This is a genomic window from Kocuria sp. ChxB, assembly GCF_044359605.1.
Taxonomy (GTDB): Bacteria; Actinomycetota; Actinomycetes; order Actinomycetales; family Micrococcaceae; genus Kocuria; species Kocuria rhizophila.
On record NZ_CP121123.1, the window covers coordinates 2,227,455 to 2,244,144 of the forward strand.

General features: G+C 65.0%; 6 protein-coding genes and 3 rRNA genes. 7 read left to right on the forward strand and 2 right to left on the reverse strand.

What is annotated here, in order from left to right:
- Positions 1-47: 47 nt before the first annotated feature.
- From treS to P8S73_RS09870, 7 genes are all read left to right on the forward strand, one after another.
- On the forward strand, positions 48-1,817 hold the full coding sequence (treS, locus tag P8S73_RS09840) for a maltose alpha-D-glucosyltransferase (RefSeq protein WP_396350359.1): 1,770 nt from the start codon (positions 48-50) through the stop codon (positions 1,815-1,817).
- A 62-nt stretch (positions 1,818-1,879) separates the two neighbouring features.
- Positions 1,880-6,211, forward strand: a complete 4,332-nt coding sequence (gene glgB / locus P8S73_RS09845; RefSeq protein ID WP_396350360.1) for a 1,4-alpha-glucan branching protein GlgB — start codon at positions 1,880-1,882, stop codon at positions 6,209-6,211.
- A gap of 532 nt (positions 6,212-6,743) precedes the next feature.
- Positions 6,744-8,273 (forward strand): 16S ribosomal RNA (locus tag P8S73_RS09850).
- Between the two features lie 80 nt (positions 8,274-8,353).
- Entirely contained in the window at positions 8,354-8,584 is a 231-nt protein-coding gene (locus P8S73_RS09855) for a hypothetical protein (protein ID WP_145001424.1), read from the forward strand.
- 61 nt (positions 8,585-8,645) lie between these two features.
- Positions 8,646-11,765 (forward strand): 23S ribosomal RNA (locus tag P8S73_RS09860).
- 226 nt (positions 11,766-11,991) lie between these two features.
- Positions 11,992-12,108 (forward strand): 5S ribosomal RNA (gene rrf / locus P8S73_RS09865).
- Together the 16S, 23S and 5S rRNA genes form the textbook arrangement of a ribosomal RNA operon.
- A 642-nt stretch (positions 12,109-12,750) precedes the next feature.
- Positions 12,751-14,679, forward strand: a complete 1,929-nt coding sequence (locus P8S73_RS09870) for an acetoacetate--CoA ligase (protein ID WP_396350361.1) — start codon at positions 12,751-12,753, stop codon at positions 14,677-14,679.
- A 27-nt stretch (positions 14,680-14,706) separates the two neighbouring features.
- Here the strand turns inward: P8S73_RS09870 and P8S73_RS09875 are convergent, their stop codons facing one another.
- Positions 14,707-15,540, reverse strand: coding sequence for a lysophospholipid acyltransferase family protein (locus P8S73_RS09875; RefSeq protein ID WP_396350362.1), 834 nt, complete (start codon positions 15,538-15,540; stop codon positions 14,707-14,709).
- A gap of 4 nt (positions 15,541-15,544) precedes the next feature.
- Positions 15,545-16,327, reverse strand: coding sequence for an SDR family oxidoreductase (locus tag P8S73_RS09880; protein ID WP_019310270.1), 783 nt, complete (start codon positions 16,325-16,327; stop codon positions 15,545-15,547).
- Positions 16,328-16,690 lie beyond the last annotated feature (363 nt).

Sequence of the window (16,690 nt, forward strand, 5' to 3'; positions counted from 1 at the left end):
CCAGCCGTACGCCACAACGTCTCCTCGAGAGGGCAGCCCCGCCGACCATGAGCACCACTCCTTTCCACCTCAACGCTCCCGGGATCGCCCACGACCCCGACTGGTTCCGCAAGGCCGTGTTCTACGAAGTGCTCGTGCGGGCCTTCTCGGACGCGAACGGCGACGGCTCCGGGGACTTCACCGGTCTGATCGAGAAGCTCGACTACCTGCAGTGGCTGGGCATCGACTGCCTGTGGCTGCCGCCGTTCTACGAGTCCCCGCTGCGCGACGGCGGCTACGACATCTCGGACTACTACTCGGTCCTGGACGAGTTCGGCACCGTGAGCGACTTCAAGCGGCTCGTGGCGGAGGCCCACGCCCGCGGGCTGCGGGTCATCACGGACCTGCCCCTGAACCACACCTCGGACCAGCACTCGTGGTTCCAGGCGTCCCGCGAGGACCCGGAGGGCCCTTACGGGGACTTCTACGTGTGGTCGGACACGGACGAGAAGTACCAGGACGCCCGCATCATCTTCGTGGACACCGAGGTCTCCAACTGGACCTTCGACCCGGTGCGTCGGCAGTTCTTCTGGCACCGGTTCTTCTCGCACCAGCCGGACCTGAACTTCGAGAACCCCAAGGTCGTCGAGGCCGTGTTCGACGTGGTGAAGTTCTGGCTGGACATGGGCATCGACGGCTTCCGGGCGGACGCCATCCCGTACCTCATCGAGGAGGAGGGCACCAACTGCGAGAACCTCCCGGGCACCCACGACTTCCTGGTCAAGCTGCGCGAGATGGTGGACCGGGAGTACCCGGGCCGCGTGATCGTCGCGGAGGCCAACCAGATGCCCCACGAGGTCGTGGAGTACTTCGGCACGGAGGAGTCCCCGGAGTGCCACATGTGCTTCCACTTCCCGATCATGCCGCGGATCTACTACTCGCTGCGTGACCAGAAGGCCGCGCCGATCGTCTCCACCATGGCGAACACCCCGCAGATCCCGCGCGGCACGCAGTGGGGCACGTTCCTGCGCAACCACGACGAGCTCACGCTGGAGATGGTCACCAGCGAGGAGCGCCAGGCCATGCTCGGCTGGTACGCCCCGGACTCCCGGATGCGCGCGAACATCGGCATCCGGCGCCGCCTGGCCCCGCTGCTCGACAACTCCCGCGCGGAGCTCGAGCTCGCCCACGCCCTGCTGCTCTCCCTGCCGGGCTCCCCGTTCCTGTACTACGGGGACGAGATCGGCATGGGCGACAACATCTGGCTGGACGACCGGGACGCCTCCCGCACCCCCATGCAGTGGACCCCGGACCGCAACGCCGGGTTTTCCACGGCGGACCCGGGCAAGCTGTACCTGCCCGTGGTGCAGTCGCTGGTCTACAACTACACGCAGACCAACGTGGAGACCCAGCTGGCGTCGTCGTCATCGCTGCTGCACTGGATCCGCCAGATGCTCATGGTGCGCAAGGCCCACCCCGCGTTCGGGATGGGAGAGTACGTCAACGTGGACACGGACCACGAGTCGGTCCTGGCGTTCCTGCGCCGGCTGGCGCCCGAGGACGCCGAGGACGGCGTGGGGGAGACCGTGCTGTGCGTATTCAACCTCGCGCACACGCCCGCGAGCTGCTCCGTGCACCTCCCGGAGTACGCGGGGCGGGGCACGCGTGAGCTGTTCGGCGGCGAGCCGTTCGGGGAGTTCTCGGACACGGGTGACTACCGCGTGACCCTGGGCTCGCAGGACTTCTTCTGGCTGCGCCTGCGCCAGGCTCCGAGCACGGACGGCAACCACCCGGAGACGGTGGCCATGCCGATCATCAAGCCCGCGCGAGGCGAGTGAGCCCGCGCGGGTCCGCCCGCGCGAGCGCGACAGTGACTTCCAGACGAAAGCGGGGGATCCCCATGACGGATCAGCAGGTTCTCGACAGGTTGCGCGACTGGTTGCCGAGCCGGCGGTGGTTCCCGTTCACGGCCACCCCGGACCAGCTGCGGCTGAGCGTGGTGGGCCGTGCCGGGGTGGACGCCGGTGACAGGTGGGAGTCCCAGCCGGGGCGCGAGCGCATCGTGCTCCTGGTGGAGGTCACGGTGGGGGAGCGCAGCGAGCTGCTCAACATCCCCGTGCTCCTCTCGGAGGAGGCCGTGCCGGAGCTCGCGGACTTCGAGATCGGCTCCTACCGGACCGGCGGGGACGGTTCCGTTCCGGAGGGGACTGCCTCGGCCGCCGACGGAGCGTCGTCGTTCCTGCGCCGGGCCGTGTCCCAGGCGGGCGCGCTGCTGGACCGGCGCCGTTCGCAGGCCCGGGACACGCCCTCCGGGCAGCAGACGGGGGCCACCCGGGACGCCGCGCGGCCGGCGGACGGGAGCACGGTCCACGTCTACGACGCCGTGGGGGATCCGGTGTTCATGGACCGCGTGCTGCGGATGATGGACGCGCAGCTCACGGAGGGCGGCGTGCTGCGCCGCGGCATGGGCCTGCACGGTCGCCACACGGGCGCGCTGAACACCGACTACCGGATCGCCGGCGCGGAGCAGATCCACGTGATCACCTCCGAGCAGTCCAACACGTCCGTGATCCTGCGGCCCGCGGACCGCGGGGAGGACGAGTCGGCGCTGCGGGAGGACGCGGTGATCGTCAAGTTCTTCCGCGTGGTGGGCGAGGGGCGCAACCCGGACGTCGAGGTGGGCGTCAGGCTCACGGCGCACCGTTCTTCTGCGGTGCCCGCCACGGCGGGGTGGATCGACGCCCAGTGGCGTCAGGGCCTCGTGACCACCTCGGGGCAGCTGGCCGTGGCCGCGCAGTTCCTGGACCGTTCGCGCGACGCCTGGGAGATGACGGTGGCCGCGGCCACGGAGGGCCGCGACTTCACGGAGCTCGCCCGGGACCTCGGGGTCACCACCGCTCGCGTCCACGCGGACCTGCTGGCGGCCTTCGACCCCACGGAGGCGGACGACGACGCCCGGCGCCGCTTCCTGGAGGACCTCACCGGCCGCGTGAGGTGGGCCTGGGAGTCCTGCGGGGAGCGCTTCGAGCAGCTGCGCCCCGAGCTGGAACGTGTTCTGGAGGAGCTGGCGGAGATCCGCGAGATCCCCCCGCTGCAGCGGATCCACGGCGACTACCACCTGGGACAGGTGCTGCACAGCGACGCGCAGGGGTTCCGCATCCTGGACTTCGAGGGTGAGCCGCTGCGCCCCATCAAGGAGCGGGTCCGCCCGGACGTCGCCCTCCGGGACGTGGTGGGCATGCTGCGCTCGTTCGACTACGCGGGCGCCATGGCCGGCAGGGAGAACGGCCGGGACATGGGTGAGTGGACCAGGGCGGTGTCCGACGCCTTCCTGGAGGGCTACAGCTCGCGCAGCGGAGTCCCCGTGGACACGGACGGTGTCCTGTTCCGCGCCCTGTGGCTGGACAAGGCCCTGTACGAGGTCGTCTACGAGGAGCGCAACCGGCCCGACTGGGTCCGGGTGCCGGCGGACGCCGTGGTTCGTTCGCTTGAGCATGCCCGCTCCCGTACCGTGAACAGTGAGAACCACGAGAGCCCATCAACGCCGTCCAGAACCGAGGATTTCGTGACCACCGAGCACCCCCGTCCCTCAGATCCCCACGCCGCCTCCGACCGTGCGCCCGTGTCGCAGGACGCCGCCGACGCCGCCCGCCCGGCTGCGCGTCCGGACGGCGCCGTGCGCGCGGAGTCCACGCCCGTGGCCGACGGGAGTCCGGTGTCCGGCACCGCTGCCGCAGCGGGAACCGCCGGCGAGAGCACGGCCTCGGTCGACGCGGCGGACAGCGGTGCCGCGGCGAGGACCGGTGACGGTGCGGCGTCGACTCCCGGTGCCGGGAACGCAGCGCACACCACGGCCGGGGACGGCACGTCCTCAGGAACCGGGGCCGGGGCCGGCGATGCCGCCGACGCACGGGCCGGGGCGGTTCCTGCGGCTGCGCAGACCGGTGGGAACGGTGCGGCTGCGCGGGTCGGTGGGACGTCGTCGGGCACTGCGGCCGGTGGACCCGCGCCCGTGACCGAGGAGGTCCTCGCGGCCGTGGCCGAGGGGCGGCACCACGATCCGCACTCGGTGCTCGGAGCGCACCCCAACCCGGACGGCTCGGTGACCATCCGCACCCTGAGGCGCTTCGCCACGTCCGTGGCGGTGCGCACGCCGGACGGCATCTTCCCCCTGGAGCACGAGTGGGGCGGGATCTTCACCGGTGTGGTCCCCGCCCACGAGAAGGGCCGCATCCCCGACTACCGGGTCGAGGTGAGCTACGCGGGCAAGGAGCCCGAGCTCGTCGACGACCCCTACCGCTTTGCACCCACCCTGGGCGAGCTGGACCTCCACCTGATCGGGGAGGGACGGCACGAGACCCTGTGGGAGGTGCTCGGCGCCCACGTGCGCCGGTACCCCTCGCCGCTGGGCGACGTCACCGGCGTGAGCTTCGCCGTGTGGGCTCCCAATGCCCAGTCCGTGCGCGTGATCGGCGACTTCAACGGCTGGGACGGTTCCGAGCACGCAATGCGTTCGCTGGGCTCCAGCGGCGTCTGGGAGCTGTTCGTGCCCGGCATGAAGTCCGGGGACACCTACAAGTACCGCATCCAGGGTGCGGACGGGGCGTGGCGGGACAAGGCCGACCCCATGGCCTTCGGCACGGAGATCCCGCCGTCCACCGCGTCCCGGGTGTTCGAGTCCGACTACGAGTTCCGCGATGCCGAGTGGATGGCCGCGCGGGCGGCGACCGACCCGCACAACGCGCCCATGAGCGTGTACGAGATGCACCTCGGGTCGTGGCGGATGGGTCTCGGCTACGTGGACCTCGCCCGGGAGCTCGTGGAGTACCTCACGTGGCAGGGGTTCACCCACGTGGAGTTCATGCCCGTCGCGGAGCACCCCTTCGGCGGGTCGTGGGGCTACCAGGTGACGGGCTACTACGCGCCGTCCTCGCGCTTCGGCTCCCCGGACGAGTTCCGCTACCTGGTGGACCAGCTGCACCAGGCCGGGATCGGCGTGCTCGTGGACTGGGTGCCCGGGCACTTCCCCAAGGACGAGTGGGCGCTGGCCAACTTCGACGGCCAGCCGCTCTACGAGCACCCGGACCCCCGCCGTGGCGAGCACAAGGACTGGGGCACGCTCATCTTCGACTACGGCCGGCGTGAGGTGCGCAACTTCCTGGTGGCCAATGCCAACTACTGGCTCGAGGAGTTCCACGTGGACGGGCTCCGCGTGGACGCGGTGGCCTCCATGCTGTACCTGGACTACTCCCGCAACGACGGCGAGTGGGAACCCAACCAGTACGGCGGCCGGGAGAACCTCGAGGCCATCGCCTTCCTGCAGGAGGCGAATGCCACGGCCTACCGGCGCAACCCGGGCATCGTGATGATCGCGGAGGAGTCCACATCCTTCCCCGGCGTCACCAAGCCCACGAGCGCGGGCGGGCTGGGCTTCGGCATCAAGTGGAACATGGGCTGGATGCACGACAGCCTCGAGTACATGGCCGAGGACCCGATCAACCGGCACTACCACCACAACAAGGCCACGTTCTCCATGGTCTACGCGTTCTCGGAGAACTTCATCCTGCCGATCTCCCACGACGAGGTCGTCTACGGCAAGGGCTCCCTGCTCCGCAAGATGCCGGGTGACCGGTGGCAGCAGCTGGCCAACGTGCGCGCGTACCTCGCGTACATGTGGGCGCACCCCGGCAAGCAGCTGATCTTCATGGGCACGGAGTACGCCCAGGAGTCGGAGTGGTCGCAGGAGCACGGTCTGGACTGGTGGCTCTCCGAGACCCCGCCGCACCACGGTGTCCAGGAACTGGTCAAGTCCCTGAACGAGGTCTACCGGAACACTCCGGCGCTCTACTCGCGGGACAACGACCCCTCCGGTTTCGAGTGGATCGACGCGAACGACGCGCAGCGCAACACGCTGTCCTTCACCCGGTGGGACGACCAGGGCAACCCCCTGGTGTGCGTGGCCAACTTCGCGGGCAACACACACGAGGGGTTCCGGCTGGGTCTGCCCTGGGCCGGCGAGTGGGAAGAGGTGCTCAACACGGACGCCGAGCAGTTCGGTGGTTCGGGCGTCGGCAACCTGGGACGCGTGACCGCCACCGAGGGGGCGTACAACGACAAGCCGGCCTCCGCAGAACTGACCGTGCCGCCACTCGCAGTGCTGTTCCTCAAGCCGGCCGGCAACTCGGCCACCGCCGGAACCCGCACCGCCGAGCACGGGGACACCACTCCCTGACCTCACACCCCGGCAGGCCGCTGTGGCCTGTGCGGCAACAGGACGACGAACCCGCGGACGGCACCACGCCGACCGCGGGTTTGTCGTATCCCGGGGCCGCGTGTAATGTCTTCCGAGTTGCCGCGGCGACGGCCCAGCGGGCCGGAACGGGGCAACGGATCAGGGATCTCCCGCGGCGTCCGCTTCGACGTGGTCGAATCGTGTGCTAGGATGAATCCCCGCAAGTTACCGAGACAACGGCGACATCGAACGGCAACCTAGAGTTCACCTCAGGTTGCGTAAGATGGCGCCGGACGGTAACCTTGCAGATCGCAACCGACCGTGGTGGTCCTCGTGATGGGGAGTTGCGTTGTGGTGTGTTGTTTGTCAACTCAATAGTGTGTCTAGTTTGTTGATACCAGAAGTTTTATATTTTTGGTTGATGGCCCGATGCCTTTTCAGGTGTTTTCCCGTTTCCTGGGGGTGTTGGGTGTCAGCTGGGATCCCATCGTACCGCGCCTTGGTGTGTGGTGGGTGGTTTCTGTTGAATTTTTTGACGGAGAGTTTGATCCTGGCTCAGGACGAACGCTGGCGGCGTGCTTAACACATGCAAGTCGAACGCTGAAGCTTGGTGCTTGCACTGGGTGGATGAGTGGCGAACGGGTGAGTAATACGTGAGTAACCTGCCCTTGACTCTGGGATAAGCCTGGGAAACTGGGTCTAATACTGGATACGACATGTCACCGCATGGTGGTGTGTGGAAAGGGTTTTACTGGTTTTGGATGGGCTCACGGCCTATCAGCTTGTTGGTGGGGTAATGGCTCACCAAGGCGACGACGGGTAGCCGGCCTGAGAGGGTGACCGGCCACACTGGGACTGAGACACGGCCCAGACTCCTACGGGAGGCAGCAGTGGGGAATATTGCACAATGGGCGAAAGCCTGATGCAGCGACGCCGCGTGAGGGATGACGGCCTTCGGGTTGTAAACCTCTTTCAGCACGGAAGAAGCGAAAGTGACGGTACGTGCAGAAGAAGCGCCGGCTAACTACGTGCCAGCAGCCGCGGTAATACGTAGGGCGCAAGCGTTGTCCGGAATTATTGGGCGTAAAGAGCTCGTAGGCGGTTTGTCGCGTCTGCTGTGAAAGCCCGGGGCTTAACCCCGGGTGTGCAGTGGGTACGGGCAGACTTGAGTGCAGTAGGGGAGACTGGAATTCCTGGTGTAGCGGTGAAATGCGCAGATATCAGGAGGAACACCGATGGCGAAGGCAGGTCTCTGGGCTGTTACTGACGCTGAGGAGCGAAAGCATGGGGAGCGAACAGGATTAGATACCCTGGTAGTCCATGCCGTAAACGTTGGGCACTAGGTGTGGGGAACATTCCACGTTTTCCGCGCCGTAGCTAACGCATTAAGTGCCCCGCCTGGGGAGTACGGCCGCAAGGCTAAAACTCAAAGGAATTGACGGGGGCCCGCACAAGCGGCGGAGCATGCGGATTAATTCGATGCAACGCGAAGAACCTTACCAAGGCTTGACATACACCGGACCGGGCCAGAGATGGTCTTTCCCCCTTGTGGGGCTGGTGTACAGGTGGTGCATGGTTGTCGTCAGCTCGTGTCGTGAGATGTTGGGTTAAGTCCGCAACGAGCGCAACCCTCGTTCTATGTTGCCAGCACGTGATGGTGGGGACTCATAGGAGACTGCCGGGGTCAACTCGGAGGAAGGTGGGGATGACGTCAAATCATCATGCCCCTTATGTCTTGGGCTTCACGCATGCTACAATGGCCAGTACAATGGGTTGCGATGCCGCGAGGTGGAGCTAATCCCAAAAAGCTGGTCTCAGTTCGGATCGTGGTCTGCAACTCGACCACGTGAAGTCGGAGTCGCTAGTAATCGCAGATCAGCAACGCTGCGGTGAATACGTTCCCGGGCCTTGTACACACCGCCCGTCAAGTCACGAAAGTTGGTAACACCCGAAGCCGGTGGCCTAACCCTTGTGGGGGGAGCCGTCGAAGGTGGGACTGGCGATTGGGACTAAGTCGTAACAAGGTAGCCGTACCGGAAGGTGCGGCTGGATCACCTCCTTTCTAAGGAGCACAGTGGCTGGCCGTGTGGCCGGCACCCACGATCCTCGTCATCTTCGACGGGGTGTGGTTGATGCTCATGGGTGGAATATCAGCAAGCGGACACGCTGCTCCCTGACACGGGAACACGACCGGACACGAGTTCTGGTGGTGGTGTTGGGGTGGTGGTGTGGTGGCACATTGTTGGGTTGTCGATCAACACGCTGGTGTTGGTTGGTTTCCCGCAGCACCACGAAGCTGGGACGGTTGTTCTGGTGGGGTGGTGCTGGTGGGTTGTTGTTTGTCAACTACATAGTGGACGCGAGCATCTTTGACGCCGCGCACCCTGTTGGGGTGTGTGGTGTGTTCTTTGATGATTTATTTGTGTTGTGTGGCGTATAAGTTGTTACGAGCACACGGTGGATGCCTTGGCATCAGGAGCTGATGAAGGACGTGGAAATCTGCGATAAGCCTCGGGGAGCTGATAAACGAGCTGTGATCCGAGGGTCTCCGAATGGGGTAACCCGGCTGCGTGTTATGCGTAGTCACTCGTATCTGAATTCATAGGGTGCGAGGAGGAACGTGGGGAAGTGAAACATCTCAGTACCCATAGGAAGAGAAAACAACAGTGATTCCGTGAGTAGTGGCGAGCGAAAGCGGATGGTGGCTAAACCGGTTGTGTGTGATACCTGGCGAGGGTTGCATGATCGGGGTTGTGGGATGCGTTGTTCCTGGGGTCGCCACCCTGGGCGCTGTGGCGTGGTGGTAGTCGAACTGGTGGTGAGTGCCAGACCGTAGGGGGTGTGAGTCCCGTAGACGAAACTGTCATTGTCGTGGTGTGACGTTCTCCCGAGTAGCACGGGGCCCGTGAAATCTCGTGTGAATCTGCCAGGACCACCTGGTAAGCCTGAATACTTCCTGATGACCGATAGCGGATCAGTACCGTGAGGGAATGGTGAAAAGTACCCCGGGAGGGGAGTGAAATAGTACCTGAAACCGTGTGCTTACAAGCCGTTGGAGCCTTTAGGGGTGACAGCGTGCCTTTTGAAGAATGAGCCTGCGAGTTAGTGTTACGTCGCGAGATTAACCCGTGTGGGGTAGTCGTAGCGAAAGCGAGTCTGAATAGGGCGTTGGGAGTGGCGTGATCTAGACCCGAAGCGGAGTGATCTACCCATGGCCAGGTTGAAGCGCGTGTAAGAGCGCGTGGAGGACCGAACCCACTTCAGTTGAAAATGGAGGGGATGAGCTGTGGGTAGGGGTGAAAGGCCAATCAAACTCCGTGATAGCTGGTTCTCCCCGAAATGCATTTAGGTGCAGCGTTGCGTGTTGCTTGCTGGAGGTAGAGCTACTGGATGGCTGATGGGCCCTACAAGGTTACTGACGTCAACCAAACTCCGAATGCCAGTCAAGTTGAGCGTGGCAGTGAGACTGTGGGGGATAAGCTTCATAGTCGAAAGGGAAACAGCCCAGACCATCAACTAAGGCCCTAAGCGTGTGCTAAGTGGGAAAGGATGTGGAGTTGCTTAGACAACCAGGAGGTTGGCTTAGAAGCAGCCACCCTTGAAAGAGTGCGTAATAGCTCACTGGTCAAGTGATTCCGCGCCGATAATGTAGCGGGGCTCAAGTACACCGCCGAAGTTGTGGCATGACATCGTATAGCTGAGCCGTTTGTGGTTGAGGTGGTGTTGTGGGTAGGGGAGCGTCGTTGGGGTAGTGAAGCTGCGGGGTGACCCAGTGGTGGAACCTCAACGAGTGAGAATGCAGGCATGAGTAGCGATAGACGGGTGAGAAACCCGTCCGCCGGATGATCAAGGGTTCCAGGGTCAAGCTAATCTGCCCTGGGTGAGTCGGGACCTAAGGCGAGGCCGACAGGCGTAGTCGATGGACAACGGGTTGATATTCCCGTACCGACGAAGAACCGACCCTACTGAACCGGGGATACTAACCACCCGAACCACCATGACCGTGTGCCCTTGTGGTACGCGGGGTGTGTGGGGAGCGTGGGACCTGATCCGGGGAGGTAAACGTGTTAACAGGTGTGACGCAGGAAGGTAGCCGAGCCAGGCGATGGTTGTCCTGGTCTAAGCATGTAGGGTGACCCGTTGGTAAATCCGCGGGTTGTGTGCCTGAGATGTGATGGGACTCTCTTAGGTGAGGGAATTCGGTGATCCTATGCTGCCAAGAAAAGCATCGACGTGAGGTTCTAGTCGCCCGTACCCCAAACCGACACAGGTGATCAGGTAGAGAATACTAAGGCGTTCGAGAGAATCATGGTTAAGGAACTCGGCAAAATGCCCCCGTAACTTCGGGAGAAGGGGGGCCCTGTCTGGTGATCACACGTGCTGTGTGAGCTGGGTGGGGTCGCAGAGGCTAGGGGGAAGCGACTGTTTATCAAAAACACAGGTCCGTGCGAAGTCGTAAGACGATGTATACGGACTGACTCCTGCCCGGTGCTGGAAGGTTAAGGGACCTGTTAGACCCTTGGGTCGAAGCGGAGAATTTAAGCCCCAGTAAACGGCGGTGGTAACTATAACCATCCTAAGGTAGCGAAATTCCTTGTCGGGTAAGTTCCGACCTGCACGAATGGAGTAACGACTTCCCTACTGTCTCAACCATGAACTCGGCGAAATTGCAGTACGAGTAAAGATGCTCGTTTCGCGCAGCAGGACGGAAAGACCCCGAGACCTTTACTATAGTTTGGTATTGGTGTTCGGTGTGGCTTGTGTAGGATAGGTGGGAGACTGTGAAGCTATCACGCTAGTGGTGGTGGAGTCGTTGTTGAAATACCACTCTGGTCACTCTGGACATCTAACTTCGGCCCGTGATCCGGGTCAGGGACAGTGCCTGATGGGTAGTTTAACTGGGGCGGTTGCCTCCTAAAGAGTAACGGAGGCGCCCAAAGGTTCCCTCAGCCTGGTCGGCAATCAGGTGTTGAGTGTAAGTGCACAAGGGAGCTTGACTGTGAGAGTGACAGCTCGAGCAGGGACGAAAGTCGGGACTAGTGATCCGGCGGTACATTGTGGAATGGCCGTCGCTCAACGGATAAAAGGTACCTCGGGGATAACAGGCTGATCTTGCCCAAGAGTCCATATCGACGGCATGGTTTGGCACCTCGATGTCGGCTCGTCGCATCCTGGGGCTGGAGTTGGTCCCAAGGGTTGGGCTGTTCGCCCATTAAAGCGGTACGCGAGCTGGGTTCAGAACGTCGTGAGACAGTTCGGTCCCTATCCGCTGCGTGCGTTGGAAATTTGTGGAGGCCTGTCCTTAGTACGAGAGGACCGGGACGGACGAACCTCTGGTATGTCAGTTGTTCCGCCAGGAGCATCGCTGATTAGCTACGTTCGGGATTGATAACCGCTGAAAGCATCTAAGCGGGAAGCTTGCTCCGAGATGAGATTTCCTAGCCTCCTTTGAGGGGTGTGAGGTGCCCAGTAGACGACTGGGTTGATAGGCCAGGTGTGGAAGCGTTGCAAGGCGTGGAGCTGACTGGTACTAATACACCGAAGACTTATACACACACAAACAGTCATCACGTGTGGTGTTCGCGTTCACTATGTGGTTGACCACCAACAACCCCCACCCCACGGGGGGACACGCAACCCAGGCCCGAGAGCCTGGGCCGGCACTGCCGGGGGGCGTGTTCCGGTGAGGGTGGTTCGGGTCGTGTGGTTGGCAACAGAATATTGTTCCCGTAGACAACGGGAAACCAGGTTTCCCCCACCATAGGGCGGGGGTACAGGTTTCCGGTGGTTATAGCGTGGGGGAAACGCCCGGTCCCATCCCGAACCCGGTAGCTAAGACCCACAGCGCTGATGGTACTGCACTCGGTAGGGTGTGGGAGAGTAAGTCACCGCCGGAATCAACATGGAAGGGTTGAGGCCCCACCAGGACCACTCAGGACGAGTGGACCAGGTGGGGCCTCCCCACATTTAACAAGCATTCTCCCACCAGCCGCGGCCACGCAGGCGCTTCGGGGCCGACAACGGATCCCCGCGTGCCCAGGATCCGTGCCCGGACACCGCGGCTCGCCCCAGGCCCTCACGCAGCGGCCGGCCTCTGGCACCTACCGCCCCTCGGCATCGGCCCCGAACCGGTTGGTCGCTGGGCCGCCGCACTCGTCCCGCGCACCGTGCCGCGCTCCTCACGTCCGTGGCATTGCACGGTGCGCCATGGCTTCACGTGCCGCTGGCGGTCCATGCCGGGTTCTTGTGCGTACCAGTCGCTGCATGGTGCGGGAGCCCGCGTGTCCACCTGAGTGAGCCGACTCGGTGCTCCTCACGCCTTCCCTTACTGCTCGCCTCCTCGGTCCACCGGCGGTGCGGACGTCTGAAGTTCTGGTCCTCCCGCTTGTGAGCCAAGCCACCTGGTAGGTTTCGAGCACGATCCCACGAGGTGGGTCACCGTGAGCGAGAGGACTGTTGATCCGATGAGAGCACGAGAACGTGAGAACAGTAGAGCCCTCCTGTGGGAGCCTTCACCGGAGGCGGTTCGCGATTCACGGATGGCGGCCTTTGCCCGGTGGGTCGAGGAATCCCGCGGTCTCAGCCTTTCGGGGTTCACATCCCTGCATGAGTGGTCCATCAGTGACCTGGACGGTTTTTGGGGTGCGGTGTGGGAGCATTTCGACATCGTGGCGTCGGCGCAGGGGGAGTGCGCACTGAGGGCCCACACGATGCCCGGTGCAGAGTGGTTCCCCGGCGCACGGCTGAACTATGCCGAGAACACGTTGCGGTGGGCGCGGACGTCGCCTCATGAGCTGGCCGTCATCGGTGAGCACGAGACCCGTGAACGCTTGGAGTGGACTTGGTCCGATCTCGAGGCAAGAGTGGCGTCGCTCGCCCAGCGCCTGCGAGACCTCGGGGTGGTCCGCGGGGATCGTGTGGCAGGAGTGCTGCCCAACATCCCGGAGACCGTGGTCGCTCTGCTGGCGACGGCTTCCGTGGGGGCCGTGTGGTCCGTGGTCAACACTGATTTCGGGCCGGCGGGGGTGGCGGACCGGTTTGCCCAGATCGAGCCCAAGGTGCTGTTCGTGGTGGATGGCTACGAGTTCGGGGGCACCGTGCGGGACATGACGGGGTCCTACGATGCGCTGCTGGGTGTCTTGCCCTCGGTAGAGCAACTGATTGTGGTTGACCAGATGGGGGATGGGGATGTGGGGCCGCTGCCTGACAGTGCCCTGCGCCTCTCGGGCGTCCTGGGAGAGCCTGCGGAACCGTGCTACGAGCAGGTTCCTTTCGAGCACCCGCTGTGGATCCTCTACTCCTCGGGGACCACGGGTAAACCGAAAGGGATTGTCCACTCCCACGGGGGAGTGGTTCTGGAGTTCTGCAAGGCACTCGGTCTGCACGCGGGTCTCGGGCCGGATGACGTGGCCTACTACGCCGTGGCCACCACATGGATGGTGTGGAACATGCTGGTGGGAATCCTCCTGACCGGCGCCCGCATCATCACCTACGACGGGTCACCCACGTTCGGGGGCCCCGAGAAGTCACTGGAGCTCGCCGCACGGAACCGGGCCACGTTCTTCGGCACCGGCGCAGGGGTGCTGTCCATGGTGCAGAGGGCGGGTGTGGTGCCGAACGTTCGACTGGACTTCTCCGCGCTGCGCTCCATCCTGGTTACGGGATCCCCCTTGCCGGAGGCCACGTGGGACTGGGTGTACGAGTCGGTCTCCTCCACTGTGCGGCTGGGTTCGGACTCCGGGGGAACGGACGTCACCAGCGCGTTCATCGGGACCAACCCGCACCAGCCGGTGTACCGGGGCGAGATCATGGGGCCGTACCTCGGTGTGGCCGCCGAGTCCTGGAACTCCCGCGGTGAGCGTGTGTGGGACGAGGTGGGGGAGCTGGTGATCACCACGCCCATGCCGAGCATGCCCGTGGCGTTCTGGAACGACCCGGACGGCTCGCGTTACCGCGAGGCCTACTTCGACATGTTCCCCGGGGTCTGGCGTCAGGGGGACTGGGTGACCCAGCTGTCCGAGGGGCCGTTCATCGTGCACGGTCGCTCGGACTCCACGATCAACCGCGGAGGCATCCGGATGGGCTCCGCTGATCTCACCCACGTGGTGGACCGCGTGGCGGGCGTTGCGGCGTCCATGGTGATCGGTGCCGAACTGGCCGGCGGGGACTACTACATGCCGCTGTTCGTGGTTCCTGAACCGGGCACCCGGCTCACGGAGGATCTGGAGCAGCGCATCGTGGCCGCCATCCGCGAGCAGGTCTCGCCGCGGTACGTGCCGGACGAGATCATCGAGGCGCCGGCGGTGCCGCGCACACGCACGGGCAAGCTGCTGGAGATCCCGGTGAAGAAGCTGTTCCAGGGTGCGGATCCGAGCAGCCTGAACCGGGCCACGGTGGAAGATCCGGCCGTCCTCGACTGGTATGCCGAGACGGCGCGTCGGCACACCTCGCAACGGCCGGGGTCCTGAGGTCCGGAGCGGGCCCAGCTCTGGCCGTCAGTCCCGGATGTGGTGCCGGTTCGCGGCGTACAGCGCCCGCACGGCGGCTTCGATCCGCTCGTTGAAGCCGATGGCGTTCTCGTTGCTCCGCGCGCGCAGCGGTGCGCCCACGGCCACGACCACGGGCGGACGACCGCGGCGCGGCCAATTGGCTCCCCGGGGCATGGCCTCGTGCGCGCCGATCAGGGCCACGGGCACCACGGGCACCTGGGTGGACAGGGCAAGCGACGCCGCTCCGATCTGGAACGGTGCCATCTTGCCGGTCTTCGAGCGGGTGCCCTCGGGGAAGATCAGCAGGGGGATGCCCGCCGCGAGCAGCTTCTTGGACAGACCTCGATTGGCACCCTCGCCGCGCCGGTCCACGGGAAATGCGTTGAACACGAGCTGGGTGAAGAACTTCTTGTGCCACGCCGTGAAGAAGTAGTCGGCGGCCACGCCCGTGGCCAGGTCACGGGAGATGTAGTGCGGCACTCCACTCATGACCAGCGGGGCGTCCAGGTGGCTCGAGTGGTTGACGACCACCACGCACGTGCCCTTGACCCCGTACGCCGCCGGGTCCACCAGGTTGGTGCGGGTGATCGTGCGGTTCACCATGCCGCGGAAGAAGACGGTCTGCGCGACTCTCCGCGCGAGCCGCCGCACCGGGTGGGTGTAGTGGGCCGCGGTCAGTTCAGCGGACTCCGCAGGGGGAGCCGGGGGATGGGGCTCCTGCTGTCCGGCGGAGCCCTCGAGGGAGTCCAGCACCCGGGGGCGGGGCTGCGGTTCCCTGGCCTTTCGGGGGCGTGCCGGCTTGGCGGAGTCGTTCTCGGCAGGTTCCTGGGAACGCGACATGGGATCAGGCCTGGATCTCGCGGCGTCGGATTCCCGAGATCTGACGGGAGACCCAGCGGACTGCGGGACGGGGAAGGTGGCGCATGGTGGTGGCCATGACCTTGTAGCGCAGCGTGGGGATGGAGATGACCTTGCCCCGCGCGATGTCCGCGAGGGCCTCCTCCGCCAGGCGGTCCGCGTCCAGCCACATGAAGTCGGGGATCGAGGAGCCGGCGATGCCCGCGCGGCTGTGGAACTCGGTGCGGACCCATCCCGGCAGCAGGGCAGTGACCTGGACTCCCGTGCCGTGCAGCTCCACGGCCAGGGACTCGGTCATGCTCGTGGCGTAGGCCTTGATGGCGGAGTACTCGCCCATGGTGACGTATCCGGAGACGCTCGACACGTTGACGATCCACCCCGTTCCACGGGCGGTCATCGCGCGGGCCGCCGCGCCGGAGAGGCGCGCCACTGCGGCGCACATGACGTCGAACCCCATCTCGTGCCGGGCGAAGTCCTTGTCCGCGTAGGGAGTCTTGACGGAGAAGCCCGCATTGTTGACCACCATGTCGACCGGGCGGTCGGGGTCCTCGATGCGCCGCGCGACCCTGGCGAGATCCTCCGCGACGGCCAGATCGGCCCCCACGGTCTCGACGTGGATGCCGTGCTCGTCAGTGAGGTCGTTCGCCGTGCGGGCGAGGCGGTCCTCGTCCCGTGCGACCAGGATCAGGTTGAAGCCCCTGCGGGCGAGGGAGCGTGCGAACGCGGCACCGATGCCTGACGTCCCACCGGTCACGAGAGCGGTAAGCATGCCCCCAAGATACACTACGGTAGGCGTAGCGTTGAGTGGACCTGCGGGCTGACCTGCGGGGAGCCGCGCGGACGGGGTCCGCAGTCTGCCGCCCCGGGCCGGGCGGGCCACGCCCTGGACCGGGCGGGCCACGGATGCCCACGAGGTGGAGGCGTCGCCTCCGGCGGGGGTGCGTGGTCGGCCACGTGGTGCGGCAGCGTGCGCGGTGGGCCGGTGCCCGCCGCGCGGGTGGGGTGCGGTGGTCCTGGTGGCCTGCCGTGGCGGACGACGCCGCCCGCTCCCGTCTGCGGCGGAGCGGGCGCTCCCCGAGCCTGCACCGCGTCCCGCCCACGGACCGAGGGCGGTCCGCCCACCGCTTGTGAA